Below are 15,593 nucleotides of genomic sequence, written 5' to 3'. Positions count from 1 at the left end.
TTTTGCCTCCGATCGCGGCGGCGAAATGGCTTTCCTTCCGCCGATGCGGCAGATCCGGGAGCAACCCATATCGCAAGGTCGTCGTCGAATATGCTGACACCCGGCACGGCCACAAGGAAACGCTTATGAGGCACACCCTTTTCTCCCTGACAGGTCTGCTGCTCCTGCTGAGCTTCACCTGTCTCCCGCCTGCCGGAGCGCAGGCGGCCGCCGTCGATGAGCTGGAAGCGACGGACAGCGGCGCACCAACGGCCATCATGATGCTGCCCAACGGCGACAAGAAGGCCGTAGGCAGCATGAAGCCCGTGGTCTTCAATCACCTGATCCACGAACGCAAGATCGAGGACTGCACCGTCTGTCATCATACGGGCGACCCGCAGAAATGCAGCGACTGCCATACTCTCAAGGGCTCGGAGGCGGGCAAGTACATCACGCTCGAGCGCGCCATGCACGCCACCGATATCGCGCCCCGTACCGACGGTCCCACGCCGCAAAGCTGCGTGAGCTGTCATGAACAGCAGCTCAAGCGGCGGGAATGCGCGGGCTGTCACAGCATCGCCAAGCCCGCCCGCGATGACCGCTGGTGCGGCGTCTGCCACAGCGTGACGCCCTCCATGAGCGCACAGCAGCTGCGACAGGCGGCATCCGGGACCCTGCCGGACGACGAGCGGGACGAACTGGCAGCCCGCACCGTCCTGGAAAAGCGGTACGCCACCCCGCTGCGTCCGGAACTGCTGCCCAGCCGTATCAGCCTCGACAGCCTGTCCGACAAGTTCGGCCCCAACTATTTCAATCACCGGCGGCATGTGGCCTCGCTCATGCGCCGTATCCAGGACGACAAGCTGGCCGCCGCCTTCCACAAGGATCCGGCCTCTCTTTGCACGGCCTGTCATCACAACAGCCCGGCATCGGCCACCCCGCCGTCCTGCGCCAACTGTCACGCCGCGCGCATCGATCCGGCCGATCCCGGTACCCCCACCCTCAAGGCCGCCTATCACCTGCAGTGCATGGGCTGCCATGACGGCATGAAGGTCGCCCGGCCGCTCAAGACATCCTGCGCCAGCTGCCACAAGCCGCGTACCCAAGAAGGGCAATAGGAGGACGTACGCATGAACCGCAGAAAATTCCTTGCCCTGCTGGGAACGGCCGGCGTCGGCGGCGCTCTGGCCGCGCCGGGCATGGCCGCGGCCAAGGCCCATGTCTTTCCGGGCTATGAGAACAGCTACGGCGTCCTGCATGACGTGACGCGCTGCATCGGCTGCCGCCAGTGCGAAGAGGCCTGCAATGCCGTCAACTCGCTGCCCCAGCCCAGGGAGCCCTTTGACGATCTTGACGTGCTGGGCGTCCGTCGGCGGACCTCGGCGTATCAGTGGACGGTCGTCAATCAGTACACCATCGACGACAAGCCCTATTTCCGCAAGCTGCAGTGCTTCCACTGCAACGAACCCGCTTGCGCCTCGGCCTGCTTTGCCAAGTGTTTCACCAAGAATCCCGACGGCAGCGTCACCTATAACGGCGAACAGTGCGTCGGCTGCCGCTATTGCATGATCGCCTGTCCCTTCTACATCCCAGGATTCCAGTACGACGAGCCGTTCGATCCGCTGGTGCAGAAGTGCACCTTCTGCAAGCCTCGCCTTGACAAGGGGCAGCTGCCCGGCTGTGTGGAAGCCTGCCCCATGGACGCCCTGACCTTCGGCCGCCGCAGCGACCTCATCCGTCTGGCACGGAAACGCATCGAGGAGAATCCCGGCCGCTACACGGATTACATCTATGGCGAATGGGATGCCGGGGGCACGGCCTGGATGGTGCTCGCGCCTGCCTCGAAGGAGACCGTCGGCAAGTCCGACGTGGGCCCGGCCGGTGCCACGGAGGTGATGCACGCCATCGGGCTGGATACGCACCTCGGCTCGCAGCCCATGGGCGAGCTGACGTACGGCGCGCTGGGGACGGTGCCGCTCATCGTCGCTTTCTGGCCCATCCTCTTCGGCGGGCTCTACGGCATCAGCAAGAGCCGCGAAGCCCGCAACGAAATGCGCAACAAGATCATGCGTGCCGCCGTGCGGCAGGATATGGCCGCCGCCATGGATGACGCCGTACGCCGCATCGAACGCCAGCAGGGCCCCGAAGCCGCTGAAGTGGCCCGCCAGGCCCTCGAAGACGCCGTGGAAGAACGCCGCCAGGCCGCGCTGGACGCCAGCCGCTTTGCCCGCAAGGAGGATCACTAATGGCCGAACATTACGACATCCCCATGCCCACGCGGGATCAGATGCTCAATCTGACCCCGTTCTTCCGGCTGACTCCGGGGAACATCATCACCTACATCATCCTTGCCGTGGGGCTGGTGGTGACGGTCATGCGCTTCACTCTGGGCATCGGCGCGGTCTCCAACCTTGACGACAACTACCCGTGGGGCATCTGGATCGGTTTCGACCTGCTCTGCGGCGTGGCGCTGGCCGCGGGCGGCTATTTCACCACGGTCGCATGCTATGTGCTCGGACTCAAACGCTTCCACTCGGCCGTGCGTCCGGCGGTCACCACGGCCTTTCTGGGCTATTTCTTCGTGGTGGTGGCCCTGCATTACGACCTTGGCCACCCCCTGCGCCTGCCCTATGCCTTCTTCTATCCCGGCACGACCTCCGTGCTCTTTGAAGTGGGCTTGTGCGTGGCCACCTATGTGACGGTGCTCTTCTGCGAGTTCTCCGTCATGCCCATCGAATGGCTGGCCCACCGCTTCCCCATCCTGCGGATCTTCCACAAGCTCATCACCAAGACCGTCATCCTGCTGACCATCTTCGGGGTGACGCTCTCCACCCTGCACCAGTCCTCGCTGGGCTCGCTCTTCCTCATCGCGCCCGGCAAGCTGCATCCGCTCTGGTACTCGCCCTTCATGCCCATGTTCTTCTTCGTCAGCTCCATGGCTGCCGGGGCGTCCATGGTCATTTTTGAAGGTATGCTGACCCACAAGGGCCTGCAATTCTACATGGACACCAACCATGCCAAGGATTCCAAGCTCGTCACGCTGAGCTTCAGCCGGGCAGCCTCCTTCATCCTCATGGGCTATTTCATGCTCAAGCTCATCGACATGATCGTCCAGAACAACATGGGCTATCTCTTCTCGGGCTACGGCGTGCTCTGGCTGGTGGAGATGTTCGGTTTCGTCCTGCTGCCCGCCCTCATCTATGCCAAGGGCGCCCGCGACGGCAACGAACACATCTGCCAGATCGGCTCCATCATCACGGTGCTGGGCATCATCTTCAACCGTTTCAACGTGAGCATCATCGCCTTCAACTGGCATCTGCCCGCCGCGGAACGCTACTTCCCGAGCTGGCATGAGATCACGGTCTCGGTCTTCATCGTCACTCTGATCATCACGGTCTACCGCTTCATCGTCTACCACATGCCGGTGCTGTACGAACATCCGAACTTCCGGCACCACGGCTAGGGGGCTCTATGGAATATCAGACCTTCTACCAATACTTCCTCCAGACCAAGGAATGGGCCTACCTGCTCATGTTCGTGACCCTGCCCTTGTACGTCCTGTTCTGGAACCTCGTCCTCTACCGCCCCGGCGACGGCGACCGGCGGCGGAGGAAGAAGTAGCACCCATTCCGGAGGGCGCGGCCGTCCGCGCCCTCCTTTGCTGGGAGGACATGCCATGTGCCTTGCCATTCCGGCCCAGATAGTCGAACTGCAGGATGCGGGTATGGCCCGCGTCCGGGTCGGCTCCAGTGAGACCTATCTCACGGCCTCCATGATGCTGCTGCCCGAAGAACCACGGGTGGGAGACTACGTCATCGTCCATGCGGGCTTTGCCCTGCATTCCCTGACGCCCGAAGAGGCGCAAGAGAACCTCCGCGCCCTGCGCGAACTGGTGGAAGCCGACGAGGGCCGCCCAGCTCCGTTCTAGGGTCAGGACTCATTACGCTTTTTTTGAGGGAGAAGAACCCCCTTTGCTTTGCTGTCGATGCCCGTAAGGCTCCTTTGTCGCCTAACAGGCACGGCCTGCGGCCGCCTTTCGGTCGCCGCCTGCGTTGTGGGTGTTGTAGGTGTTCCCCAAGCCCCTCATCCCTTGCCCAGCGCGCTTTTGCAAAGAGAAGATAAGATATATATGAGGCAGCGCCGCCCGACCCAAAGTGTACGGAAACACCTCGTTTTTTTTCGCGAAACGCCAAGCTGTGTGGTCTGAAACGCAACGCGTTTCAAACCGAAAAGGCTCCAGGGCCTGTTAACACAAATTTTTCAAACAATTTCAACAGACAAGCCAAACAGACTGTATACACGCCGCTTGCTTTTGGGGCGAGAGTGTCTCGTGCCTCTGCCTGTTCCCCCGGTAAAAGCGCGCTGGGGAAGGGATGAGGGGCTTGGGGGGAAGGGAAACCCGCTCCCGCGCTGGCGGAGGGGTTTCCCTTCCCCCCAAACAGACAACGAATAGTATTAACAGACCCTAAAAGAGAACGCCCGCCGGGAGCACCGACGGGCGTTTGCTGTTCTTTCCGCGCTGACAGATGGCGGCGCGCCACCGGCAGGTCATGACGGCTTACGGCGTGGCGGGCGGCCTGGGGCGTCACGATCCGTGCGGCGTCCATGCTCCTGCCGCTCATCCCGGGAGGCGTGCGGCGTTTGTCGTGACGGAGGGGAGGGACGGCCTTCGCGCCCTTTGCGCGGTATGGGCTTGTCCGGCTTGTCCTGCGAAAAACGCTTACCCTCCCCCGATCCACGCGGACTCCGCTCCTGTCGTCCGGCAGGCTTTTCGGACGGACGGGGTGCGCGGGCAGACGCATCCTTTGCAAAAGTTTCCCCTTCAGGCAACAAGAGCAACGCGCCGCTGCGCCGGTCAAAGCGTGGCTGTTCCGGGATGTCCGCTTCCACAAGGCCCCCCGAAGGCAGGGATTCCGCATCCCCCAACAAAGCCAGTCCCCCCACGCCGCAGGCATACCGCGCCCTGCCCGGCAGGCCCGGCACCGCAAAGGGAGCCGAGAGCACCCGCAGGGCCGCCCGCGACAACACGCCGTCATCATCGGCCGTCTCGGCCTCGCGCGCATCCAAGCCATCCTGCACCGTCTCCGCAGCCGTGGAAAGAAGGAGCGGGGCAAGGCTGAGGCTGTCCTTGGCCAGCCCGGCCGCGTCGGAAAGCTGGGCAAGCCAGTCAGGTACTCCGGCGCAGTCGAAAGTCATATGACACCAGCCGCGCCCGCTGCGTCCCCGCTCCAACGGGCAGTCCGCTCCATGCGTGCAGGGAGCCAGCGGCACGAGTCCGCGCTCCAGCGCAGCCCCGCGCAAGCGCATGACGGTCGTCCCACCCAGACGGGTCCCCGGTTCCACCACCAGCAACGACGCCGGGAGGGAGGGATCGCCCCCTTCCAGCACCTCCTCGAGACTGTCCAGCACGCTTTCCAGCCGCTGGCCGAAAAGGCTGTCCTCGCGCGACTCGCCCGGCATGGCCGCATCGTCATCTGGCTCCCAGGAAGCCGCGCCGTCACGTCGGCCCGTGCGCCCGGCTCCGCCCCCGGAGAGCATCTCATTCAGCACATTGGCCGCCGAGGCCAGCCAGAGCGCCGGGGCGTCTCCCTCCGCAGCAGTACGGGAACGCGACCCGGAAGCACGGGAAAGCTGCCGTGCCGCCTGACCCAGCGGGGCCCTCACCGTACGCACCTCCCAGGAAGGCTGACGCAGCTCGTCGGCCAGGGCACGCAACAGATCACGCCCCAGCTCCAGCGGCTGCGATGAGGCATCCAGCGCCAGCACGGTAAGCGGCAATCCCCGCCATTGCGGTCTGGCCAGCCAGAGCGCGATAGGCAGACTGAGCGGCCCGGAGCCCATATCCAGCAATAGCGGACGACGCCCCTGCTCCACCCAAATACGGGGATCGGGCAACGGCAGGGCGGACAGCAGTCGCGCCTGCCGCAGCACGTTCCACGGCAAGAAGTAATAGAGATAGGCGCTGGTCAGAGCCGGTGACGCCCAGTAGGGTTGATGCAGATGCGCCCGCTCCACGGTCAGCAGACGGGAAAGCTCCGCCACATCCTGCGGCAGGCTGCGAGCATGGGCCGGGGCCAGGGGACGCACCCGCGCCAATGCCGCCCCGAGCATATCAAGACCGTCGCGCAAGGCGGCGTCCGGTCCCGGCAGCAGAGCGGAGAGCAACGACCAGCGTTCCCGGTCCGGGACGTTGCGCGGGACGGGTCGCCGTCCCTCGCGGCGCGCTCCATCCGCAGGGCGCGTCTCGCTGAACCGATCCTGCCGCCTTGAGGACGCTTCCCTATCATGGGCGGTGTTCCGGCCGTTTTCCTGACGACGTCCGTCGGATCGCGGCCGCTCTTCGCGGGCTTCACCGGCACGGCGCCCCCCCTCATACGGAGGTTTGCCTCGTCCACCCCTGCCTCGCTCAACCCGCTCGCGGAAGGAGCCTGACGAAGATCCGCTCCGCTCGCGAGCCTGAGCCTCACCAGCGGCGGGACGGACGCTCTCCGGCGGTACATCCTCCCGGCCCTGCCGTCTGCCGCGCCGCTGTCTGGCGGGGGCTTCCGGCTCCAGCAGGAGCAGGTCGCCGTCCAGAACGGGGAAATCCTCTTCTTCCAGCCAGTCTTCGCGCTTGCGCGCCTTCTTGTCCGCTCCGCCGCGCGGTTTTCCTCCCGGCGTACGGCGCTCCGCATGTCGTGTCATATCAGGCTACTCCAAAGCTCATATGGCGCAAATACTGCTGATGGAAATCCGGCGCATCGGCCAGCGGGATCAGGCGCGCGCTCGCACAGCAACGCGCCAGCGCCTCGCGTCGCTCAGGCTGACGGGCCAGCAGCACGGCCCCGTCCAGCGAAGCGTTGCCCACGGCGCGTATCCGCGCTCCCAGCCCCTGCGGCACAAAGCCCAGCCGTTCCAGATGCTCTACCGGGACATGTTCCCCCAGCGCGCCTGCCAGACAAAGACAGGCCAGATCGGCGGGCCGCAGGGAGGCGGCCTCCAGCAGGCTGTGCAGGGCAAGGGAAAAGGCCGCCTTGACCTTGAGCAGCTCTTCCACATCCTGAGCCGTCAGGTGCAGGCCGTACGGCAATTGCAGACAGGGGTGGCCATGACGCCGGGTCAGATCCCCGGCCAGCCGCCGGGCCAGCGGCATGGTGACGGAATCCGGCGTGAAATGCCCTTCCGCATCCATGAGGCCCGTCTGCCGGAGCAGAGAAAGCAGCGACAGATATCCCGTGGCGCTGATGCCTTCAAAATCTGTCGTGGGCGTGGAGGCCAGCGAGCTTGCGCCCACAAGGCCCCGCGGTGAGAGACGGAATTCCGTGATGCTCCGTGGCCCGGCCTGCAGGCCGCATTCCGGCCCGATGCCTTCCAGCGCGGGACCTAGCGGCACACTGACCAGATAGAGGCGATCCTCTCCGTCCAGCAAGGCCAGTTCGCCATTGGTGCCCAGATCGGCCAGCGCAAAGGGCCGAGGCGTCCCCGCCGCCATGAGCGCGGCCAGTCCCGCCGAGATATCGCCTCCCACAAAGGGCGCCATGAGCGGCGGGACGTACACGGGCGGCAGATCCGGCAGACGGACCGTGTCATGCCCCGCATAGTCCAGCCGGTAAGGCGCGGCGCATAATCCTTCCACGGAACGCTCCAGCAGGATATCCGTCATGGCCGTATTGCCCGCCACGCACAACGCCTCCACCCGTCCCCCGGCGGCACATGTTGCCGTCAGGCCCTCGCGTATCGCTTCGCGCGCTAGGGCGGCAAGTTTTTCCGCCATGCCTTCCTGCCGGGCCGTCGCCAGCCGGGACATGACATCCGCACCGGCCCCCGCCTGCGGGTTGAGGAAATGCCCCTCGGCCAGCAAAGCGCCGTCATCCTGACGGACGGCGCGGTAATATATGGATGTGGTCCCCAGATCCACCCCAAGAGCCGCCGCCACGCCCGCCGTTCCCCCGGAACGAACGGCCGGCGCCGGGTCGGGGGCCAAGGGGACAGGGACTTCCAGCCGCAGGCAGGCCACGTCAGGGACTTGACGGCGGCAGGCCAGCCGCCAGCCCTTTTCCACGGCCGGGCCGCCGAGTATCTCTTCCTCATCCGGCAGAGACGGCGGACGATCCGCGGCCTCGCAAAAGCGCACCCGGCAACGTCCGCAGCGCCCCAGCCCGGAACACATGGCCTGTGCGGGCAGTAGCCCGGACAGCCAGAGCGCGCGGGACAGCGGCGTCCCGGGCACGGCCTCCAGACTGCGGGCCGCGGAGCCGCCATCCGCAAGACTTGTGAGCATGATCTTCATGCGGGCAGAGTGCCGCAAGACGGGCGGCAAGGCAAGCGCGGCCGTATGCGTCCAGACGTGCCCAAAAGGGGGCTTGCTTTTTGGCCCCGATTTTGCAACATTTGAGCCGCATTTCGTCAAGATTCTGCCGTTACGGGGGAGACATGAACAAGGTACTGGCACAAGATGAAGTGGATGCCCTGCTGCGCGGCCTTTCCGGCGGCGACATCGAAAGCGAAATGGACATGCCCGACGAGGACGCTGACGGCGTCGTCGCCTTTGACCTCGCCAATCAGGACCGCATCATCCGCGGGCGTATGCCCGTTCTGGAAATCGTCAACGACCGCTTTGCCCGCCTGTGCACCAACGGCTTGTCCAATGCCGTGCGCAAGCGCGTGGAGCTGAACCCCATCTCCATCGACATGACCAAGTTCGGGGAATTCATGCGTTCCCTGCCCGTGCCGACTTCCATCAACATCTTCAAGATGGATCCTCTGCGCGGCAACGCCATCATGGTGGTGGACTCCCGTCTGGTCTTCGCGCTGGTGGAGAACATCTTTGGCGGGGCCGGTTCCCAGCCCAAGATCGAAGGGCGCGAATTCACCCGCATCGAGCAGGCGGTGGTGGACCGCATCGTCAAGATCGCGCTGGAAAACATGGAAGAGTCCTGGCGACCGGTGCATGACGTGAAGCTGGAGCTGGTCCGTAGCGAGATCAATCCCCAGTTCGCGGCCATCGTGCCGCCCAGCGACGTGGTGGTGGTCATCACCTTTGAAGTGGAACTGGACACGGCGCTCGGTTCCATGATCATCTGTCTGCCGTATGCCACCATCGAACCCATCCGCTCCAAGCTGCACGCCAGCTTCCAGACGGAACGTCTGGAGATCGACCACGCCTGGGTGGCGCGCCTCAAGGAACGGCTCATGGAGACGCCGGTGGATCTCAAGATCCATTTCGGCAGTACCACCATCACCGGCAACCAGCTCCTGCGTATGCAGGTGGGCGACGTGCTCGTACTGGACACGGACGTGGAGGACCTGCTCCCCTGTACCGTGGCCGGAGTCAAGAAGTACGAAGGCATCGCCGGTACGGTCAAGGCCATGAAGGGCTTCCAGATCATCAAGGAGATCGAGCCGCAGTATACCTAGCGGTCTCCGATACCTGCGTGTCCGCGCCTGCACAGGGGCGGGAAGCGGACATGCGTGCCCGGCACACAGGAAACCGTCATTTCCTTGTGCCGGGCTGCTTTTTTGTCCGCGCTGCGTCTGGCTGCGAGAGCGTTTGCCGTCGAAAGAGGCAAAACGCGAGGCGGCGGCACAGCGCCGCACGCCCCAAATCAGGCGGAACGACCGCGTTTTTTTCCGCGAAATATCAGGCCGTATGGTTTGGAACGCAAAACGTTTCAAACTGAAAATATCTTAGAGCGGATTCGCATTGAAAGCGTGTCCAATTTCCATGCTGACGCTGCCCTCACACTACGGAAAAAGCGTGGTTTTTCCGTGTGTTCGGTTGCGGGTAGTCGCTCTCGCGACTACCAGAGCGATCCACATTTTCAATGTGGAATTGCTCTATGGACTTGAGCGCGCTTGCCGACGGTCTTGCCCGCGCGCCTGTTCAGACGTTTAGCCTTGTCCGTGGATGCTGTCCGCCATGAAAAACGGGCCCCTTTCTCAGAGGAAAAGGGCCCGTTCTCGGTCATCAACGTCGTCGAAAGGACCTATGCCTGCTTCATCTGCTCGATGAGCGCGGAAAGCTCCTGCGCCTGCCGGGCAAGATCGGCCACCGCCTGCGCCGCCTCGCTCATGGCCTGCGCTGACTGGGAAGACATGTCGTTGACCTCGAGGATGGAGCGGTTGATCTCCTCGCTGGCCGCGGACTGCTCTTCGCTGGCCGCGGCGATGGCGCTGACCTGATCCGCCGTCTTGTCCGCATCCTGCACGATGCCTTCCAGAGCGCTGCCCGACTCATTGGCGAATTCCGTGGCCTGTTCCACTTCCTTCACGGCACGCTCCACAGCATCGGAACTCTTGCTCGTGCTCTCCTGGATGGCGCGGATGGCATTGCCTACGTCCGCAGTGGAGGACATGGTCTTTTCCGCCAGCTTGCGGACTTCGTCGGCCACCACGGCAAAGCCGCGTCCGGCTTCCCCGGCGCGCGCCGCCTCGATGGCCGCATTGAGCGCCAGCAGGTTGGTCTGATCGGCTATATCGGAGATGACGCCCATGATCTGGTCGATGGCCTGGGCGTGCGTGTTGAGCTGGGACATGTCCGTCTTGAGCGCCAGAGAGACCTCATGCACCCGCTGGATGCTCTCCAGCGCATTGCGCACGATATCCGCTCCCGCGCTGGCCTTGTGGCGCGTCTCGCCGGACATCTGCGAAGCGCTGCCGGCGTTCTTGGCCACTTCCTGCACGGTGGCGTTCATCTCGTTCATGGCTGTCGCGGCTTCAGAAAGTCGCGTGGAGGATTCCGTGGCCGAATGGTTGGACTGTTCGATCTGCGTCGAAAGCTGCGTGGCCGCGGAGGAGATGACGTTGACGATATGTTCCAGCTGATCGGCAGCGGCAAGCATACCTTCACGCTTGGCGTTGCGGGCCTCTTCAGCGGCGGCCTCGGCCCGCTGCATGGCCTCCTGTGAGACTTTGGAGGCCGCTTCGGCTTCCTCGGTGCGCTTGCGCACATCGTCGAACATCTTCTTGAGGTTCGCCACGGTTTCCGTGATGCCCTTGGCCAGCATCGAGACCTCATCGCCCCGACCGGCAATGTGCCGCATGTAGTTCTGCTCTTCCGCAGAAAACTCCAGACAGCCCTCGCCCACCTTGGCCACATGCAGGGCGGCCTTGCGCACCGGCACAGCCACGCTGCGCGCCATGAAACAGATGATGCCGCCGATGATCAGGATGGCCACTATGGCAGCCACGACATTGCTCAGCAGCAACGTGCGTCCGCCGCCGAGGATATCCTGCTTTTCCACCGAAGCCAGCACATACCAGTCAAGATCCGGCAGATGGCGGAAGGCGGTGATCTTCTCCACGCCGTTCCATGTATAATCCAACATGCCGTTCTTGCGTGCGAGCACTTCCTGCACCCACGAGAGCTTGCCGTCCTCGTCGCCCACGTAATCACGGTTGGGGTGCATGTGCAAGAGGCCCGTCCCGTCATAGATCATGCTGATGCCGGTGCTGGAAAGCGTGATCTTGTCCGTGCACTGCCGGCCGATGGCTTCCATGTTGAGCGTGGCGACAAGCACGCCGATGCGCTTTCCCTGTGCGCCCTCAACGGCCACGGCCATGAGCGTCTGCGGCTTTCCGTCGCTATCCTTGCCGTTTTCCGCTCCGAAGCCGTCCTGCATGGCCTTGCGGAAAAAGGCGCTCCCGGCGAGCGACTTCCCCACATGTTCCGTATCGCTCCCGGAACGGATCACCCCGCGGGAATCCAGCAGCTCCACGTCAGTCACATAACCGTAGACTGTGACGAATTCTTTCAGCTCTTTCTGGATCTCTCCCACGGCGGCCTGGTCCGCTTTGCTGCCGTCGATGTCCGCCGAAAGGAAATTGACGATGCTGGCAAAGCCGCTCTCATTGCGCAGACCGGCACGCAGCAGGCTGATCATGGTGGTCAGCTCGCGCTGCTGCGAATCCACGGCAAGATACATTTCCTCATCGACACGCTGTCGCAAAAAATGATCGGCCAGCGTGGAACTTATGCCCGTAAGGCACAGCAGGCCCAGCATAGCCGGAGCCAGTATGCCCAGGAGCATTTTAGGAAACAAACCCAGTTTCATGTCGCCTCCCTGTCGATATAGCTATGCATCTGCTGGGGAACGGGCGTTCCCGTCCCGCCATGTTACTCTCGTCCAGCCCAATCTATGATACGTCTCCAGAAGCATGTCACTGAGCGGCATACATCAGTCCTTGGAGACTTATCGACTGATCTTCCGATTTTTCAAGGCATGAAGCAAAGTTTTTTCACACAGACGGCAAAAAAAACCGCCATACAGGCGATTTTCCGGGACAGTAAAAGATCGTCCCCATATTTTTTGCACGGGCAGGATGCATCATCAGACAGCCTATCCCGAGGATTTATTTTCCATAACTTTCTGTAAAATAAAGCACTCTTGCCCGCAAAAGAATCTTTCGCATCCCACTTCCCCCACACAAAAGGAGGTTTGGGGAAAAATGGGGAAGTGTGAGAGGGAAGGAAGTCCATTTTGTCGCGAGCACTGCCCAGGGCGGACGGTCCCGCAGGGCCGCTGTCAGACGACGCAAACGCCTTACGGGCATCGACAGCAGGGCAACGTGAGCTTTCCCCTTCCAAAAAACGTGAAGCTTGCGTCTAGAGCGTTTCACCTTTGAAAAAGGTGAAACGCGAGGCGGCGGCACCGCGCCGCCCGGCCAAAAGTGAGCGGAAAAACCGCGCTTTTTCCGCGAAACGACAGGCCGTATGGTTTGAAGCGCAACGCGTTTCAAACCGAAATTGCTCTAGGCTCAGGACTCATTACGTTTTCTGAGGGGGAAGCCCCCCTTTTGCTCGCGGCAAAAAGGGTTTCTTCCCCCTCAAGCTCCCCCATCTTCCCCAAAACCCGCTATTTGCGTAGCGGTCTGATAATGAGTCCTGACCCTAGGCATCCTCCCGCAGTCGCTTGCCGCTCATGCTCTCCACATCCAGGCGGAGGACGCGCGTCGCCTTTCCGGCGGCGTCGGCATAGCCCGGCCCATCGTAAGCGGCGGCATACTTGTGGGCGATGCACACCAGACCGCGACGCTTTTCCGCCTCGTCGGTCACTTCGGCCAGTCGCCCTTCCAGCATGACGCTCTCATACTCGATGGTGAATTTCTGCGGCACCACGCGCGTCGCGCCGACCACCACGAAGTGGGCCGCCACGCTGTCGCCGTGCAGGCATCCCAGCTTGCGTCCCTCTCGCGCACAATGGATATAGAGCGAAAGCCCCTGGCCGTTCTCCACGGCGTAGGTCAGGGGGATGCCGTAGGGCGTCCCCTCCGGCGTCACCAGCGACAATACGCCGAAAACCCCTTCCCGCAGCACTCGCAGCGTATCTTCTTCAGACAGCTGCCTCTCCTTGCGACGCATGGGATGCATAGCCATTCTCCCTTCGGCAGCCACTATCTGCCGCGTATCCAATAGGTCTCGAAACCGTCATCCAGCCAGCCGTCAGCTATCCCGGCAAAACCCGCCGCCGTGAAAAGCTGCTGGTACTCCCGGCGCGTCCTGCGCCAGCCCCAGAACTGCTGCCGCCGGATACCGAGAAAATGCAATGCGCCGCGAATGACGATCTTGAGCGCGTTGACGAAGCCGCCCACTGCGGAGTCTTCTTCCAGCAAAGATGCGGAAAGGCAGATGAGTTCGCCACCCGGCGCGAGCTGGGCGCGCAATTCTTCCAGCAGATGCTCCAGTTCCCGCTGCGGTATGCCGTAATCCACCGTGGACAGATAGATCATGTCGTACTGCACGTCGGCAGGCAGGCAGGCGGGCGGCAGGCCGATATAGATGCGTTCGCCGGGGATGATGCGGCGCAGCCAGCGCAAGCTGACGGTACTGGGCTCGTTGACGTGCAGCTCCAGTTCCGGCATCTCCTCGAGCAGGATCTTTTCCATGAAGCCGACACCGCTGCCGATGGAAAGCACACGCATGGGCCCCGTCCGCTCCACCGGCCAGGCAGCCATCTGGGCACGCAACTCGCCCATAAGCCAGCTGGCATCCTTGCGTTTGTTCTCGCACCAGGCGGCGGGCAGATCGTCCCAACTCTGGTAGCGGCGGAACAGCTCTTCGTAGAACGTGGCGTAGAACTTGGGTTCCGCCAGATGAAAAAAGGAAATGTGGGAAAAGGACGTAAAGGGTATCCCCTGCCAGCTTTCCTGATAAAATCGCCGCACGTTGCCTCCGGGAGCCGGGCTTGACCGGCGCTGCATATTCCCTTTCAGTGTACTCCATCTCCCCGGCAGGCGCAACGTCTTGCGGCACGCTGCGCCGCGCATCGACACCGGATCGTGACGAGGGATCCCCTTTCTTCTTCGCGGGGACGGTCTGGGACCAGGCGATCCGCTGCCGTAGCGGGAAAGCTGCCCTTTTCCCACAGCTCGAGGCGCGGAAAAGGGCAGCTTTCGCGAATGGAGTTATAATTGTCGTGTCGGAGAGGGGCAGCCAGAGCTAGCGGCTTTCCAGCGCCGCCACCGAAGGCAGCTTGATGCCTTCCAGCAGCTCCAGCGATGCGCCGCCGCCGGTGGAGATATAGCCCATCCGGTCGGCAAGACCGTAACTCTCCACAGCGGCGACGGTATCCCCGCCGCCCACCACCACAAAAGCCTTGTCGGAGGCCAGCGCCTCGGCCAGCGCCCGCGTCCCCTTGTGGAAGGGCTCGAATTCAAAAGCGCCCACGGGGCCGTTCCAGACCACCGTCGCCGCATCGGCCAGCAGCTTTTCATAGGCGGCTTCGGTCTTGGGGCCGATGTCCAGGATCATGGCATCCGCCGGTACGGCGTCCACGTCGCTGATCGTCGCCTGCTGTCCGGCAGCCAGTTCGGGCGCGGTGGCCACGTCCACGGGCAGGGGCAGCATCTTGCCGAGATCCTCGGCCTTCTTCATGATGCGGCGCGCATCGTCGAGCAGTTCCGGCTCATAGAGCGATTTCTGCACGTTGTGTCCGTTGGCCGCAAGGAAAGTATTGGCGATGCCGCCGCCCACGATGAGGCAGTCCACCTTGTCCAGCAGGTTCTCCAGCAGGGAGAGCTTGGTGGACACCTTGGAACCGCCGATGACCGCCACCAGCGGACGGGAAGGATGATCCAGCACTTTGGCAAAGGCATTGAGCTCGGCCATCATGAGCGGCCCGGCGCAGGCGACTTTCGCCTTGCGGATGGCGCCCTCGGTGGACGAATGGGCGCGGTGCGCCGCCCCGAAGGCGTCCATCACATAGATGTCGCCCAGAGCGGCCAGCCGGGCGGCAAGATCGGGATCGTTCTTCTTTTCGCCCTTGAAAAAGCGGACGTTCTCCAGCAGCACCACCTCACCGGGGGCCACCTTGACGCTCTCGATGTCGGCCGCCAGCGGCACCGCCCTGCCCAGCAGCGCGGAAAGGTGCTCGGCCACAGGGGCCAGCGAGAATTTGGGGTCGAATTCCCCTTCGGTGGGACGGCCCAGATGGGAGAGCAGGACGACGCCCGCGCCCTTTTCCAGCGCCAGCCGGATGCCGGGCAGCGCGGCACGGATGCGCTTGTCGTTGGTGATGTGTCCGTCCTTCATGGGCACGTTGAGATCCTGACGGATGACAACGATCTTGCCCGCACAGTCCATATCCTTGAGTTCCTTGATGGCCATGCTCGATCTCCTTGTGGAATGGCGTCCTGTC

The 15,593-nt window shown here is 63.2% G+C and carries 12 protein-coding genes; 6 read left to right on the top strand and 6 right to left on the bottom strand.

Annotated features, from left to right (window positions below; translation table 11 throughout):
• Positions 1-125 precede the first annotated feature (125 nt).
• From Q0K00_RS01965 to Q0K00_RS01945, 5 genes are read left to right on the top strand one after another with little or no spacing between them, the layout of a single operon-like run.
• Positions 126-1,097 (top strand): cytochrome c3 family protein, encoded by a 972-nt coding sequence (locus tag Q0K00_RS01965; RefSeq protein ID WP_297226962.1) that lies wholly within the window; start codon positions 126-128, stop codon positions 1,095-1,097.
• A gap of 12 nt (positions 1,098-1,109) precedes the next feature.
• Positions 1,110-2,225 carry a sulfate respiration complex iron-sulfur protein HmcB gene (gene hmcB, locus Q0K00_RS01960; protein ID WP_297226961.1) on the top strand — a complete coding sequence of 372 codons (1,116 nt, stop codon included), beginning with the start codon at positions 1,110-1,112 and terminating at the stop codon, positions 2,223-2,225.
• 41 nt (positions 2,226-2,266) lie between these two features.
• Positions 2,267-3,442, top strand: a complete 1,176-nt coding sequence (gene hmcC, locus Q0K00_RS01955) for a sulfate respiration complex protein HmcC (protein WP_297226990.1) — start codon at positions 2,267-2,269, stop codon at positions 3,440-3,442.
• A gap of 8 nt (positions 3,443-3,450) precedes the next feature.
• Positions 3,451-3,600: a hypothetical protein gene (locus tag Q0K00_RS01950; RefSeq protein WP_297226960.1), complete on the top strand. Its 150-nt coding sequence runs from the start codon at positions 3,451-3,453 to the stop codon at positions 3,598-3,600.
• A 55-nt stretch (positions 3,601-3,655) separates the two neighbouring features.
• Positions 3,656-3,907 (top strand): HypC/HybG/HupF family hydrogenase formation chaperone, encoded by a 252-nt coding sequence (locus tag Q0K00_RS01945; RefSeq protein WP_297226959.1) that lies wholly within the window; start codon positions 3,656-3,658, stop codon positions 3,905-3,907.
• Positions 3,908-4,527: 620 nt separating this feature from the next.
• Here Q0K00_RS01945 and Q0K00_RS01940 read toward each other — a convergent pair.
• Both Q0K00_RS01940 and Q0K00_RS01935 read right to left on the bottom strand, forming a co-directional pair.
• Entirely contained in the window at positions 4,528-6,663 is a 2,136-nt protein-coding gene (locus Q0K00_RS01940; protein ID WP_297226958.1) for a small ribosomal subunit Rsm22 family protein, read from the bottom strand.
• A 1-nt stretch (position 6,664) separates the two neighbouring features.
• Positions 6,665-8,239: an ASKHA domain-containing protein gene (locus Q0K00_RS01935; protein WP_297226956.1), complete on the bottom strand. Its 1,575-nt coding sequence runs from the start codon at positions 8,237-8,239 to the stop codon at positions 6,665-6,667.
• Between the two features lie 152 nt (positions 8,240-8,391).
• Between Q0K00_RS01935 and fliM the strand changes: the two genes are divergently transcribed.
• Positions 8,392-9,375, top strand: a complete 984-nt coding sequence (gene fliM / locus Q0K00_RS01930; protein WP_297226954.1) for a flagellar motor switch protein FliM — start codon at positions 8,392-8,394, stop codon at positions 9,373-9,375.
• A 569-nt stretch (positions 9,376-9,944) separates the two neighbouring features.
• Here the strand turns inward: fliM and Q0K00_RS01925 are convergent.
• From Q0K00_RS01925 to Q0K00_RS01910, 4 genes are all read right to left on the bottom strand, one after another.
• Entirely contained in the window at positions 9,945-12,011 is a 2,067-nt protein-coding gene (locus Q0K00_RS01925; RefSeq protein WP_297226953.1) for a methyl-accepting chemotaxis protein, read from the bottom strand.
• Between the two features lie 836 nt (positions 12,012-12,847).
• On the bottom strand, positions 12,848-13,327 hold the full coding sequence (locus Q0K00_RS01920) for a pyridoxamine 5'-phosphate oxidase family protein (protein WP_297226951.1): 480 nt from the start codon (positions 13,325-13,327) through the stop codon (positions 12,848-12,850).
• Between the two features lie 23 nt (positions 13,328-13,350).
• Complete coding sequence (locus Q0K00_RS01915; RefSeq protein ID WP_297226950.1) at positions 13,351-14,121, bottom strand: hypothetical protein; 771 nt, start codon at positions 14,119-14,121, stop codon at positions 13,351-13,353.
• 274 nt (positions 14,122-14,395) lie between these two features.
• Positions 14,396-15,562, bottom strand: a complete 1,167-nt coding sequence (locus tag Q0K00_RS01910; protein ID WP_297226949.1) for a phosphoglycerate kinase — start codon at positions 15,560-15,562, stop codon at positions 14,396-14,398.
• Between the last annotated feature and the right edge of the window lie 31 nt (positions 15,563-15,593).

The sequence above is a fragment of the uncultured Desulfovibrio sp. genome, from assembly GCF_944327235.1.
Classification (GTDB): Bacteria; Desulfobacterota; Desulfovibrionia; order Desulfovibrionales; family Desulfovibrionaceae; genus Desulfovibrio.
The sequence above is the reverse complement of the archived record's forward strand: the minus strand, read 5'-3'. Positions and strand labels throughout refer to the sequence as shown.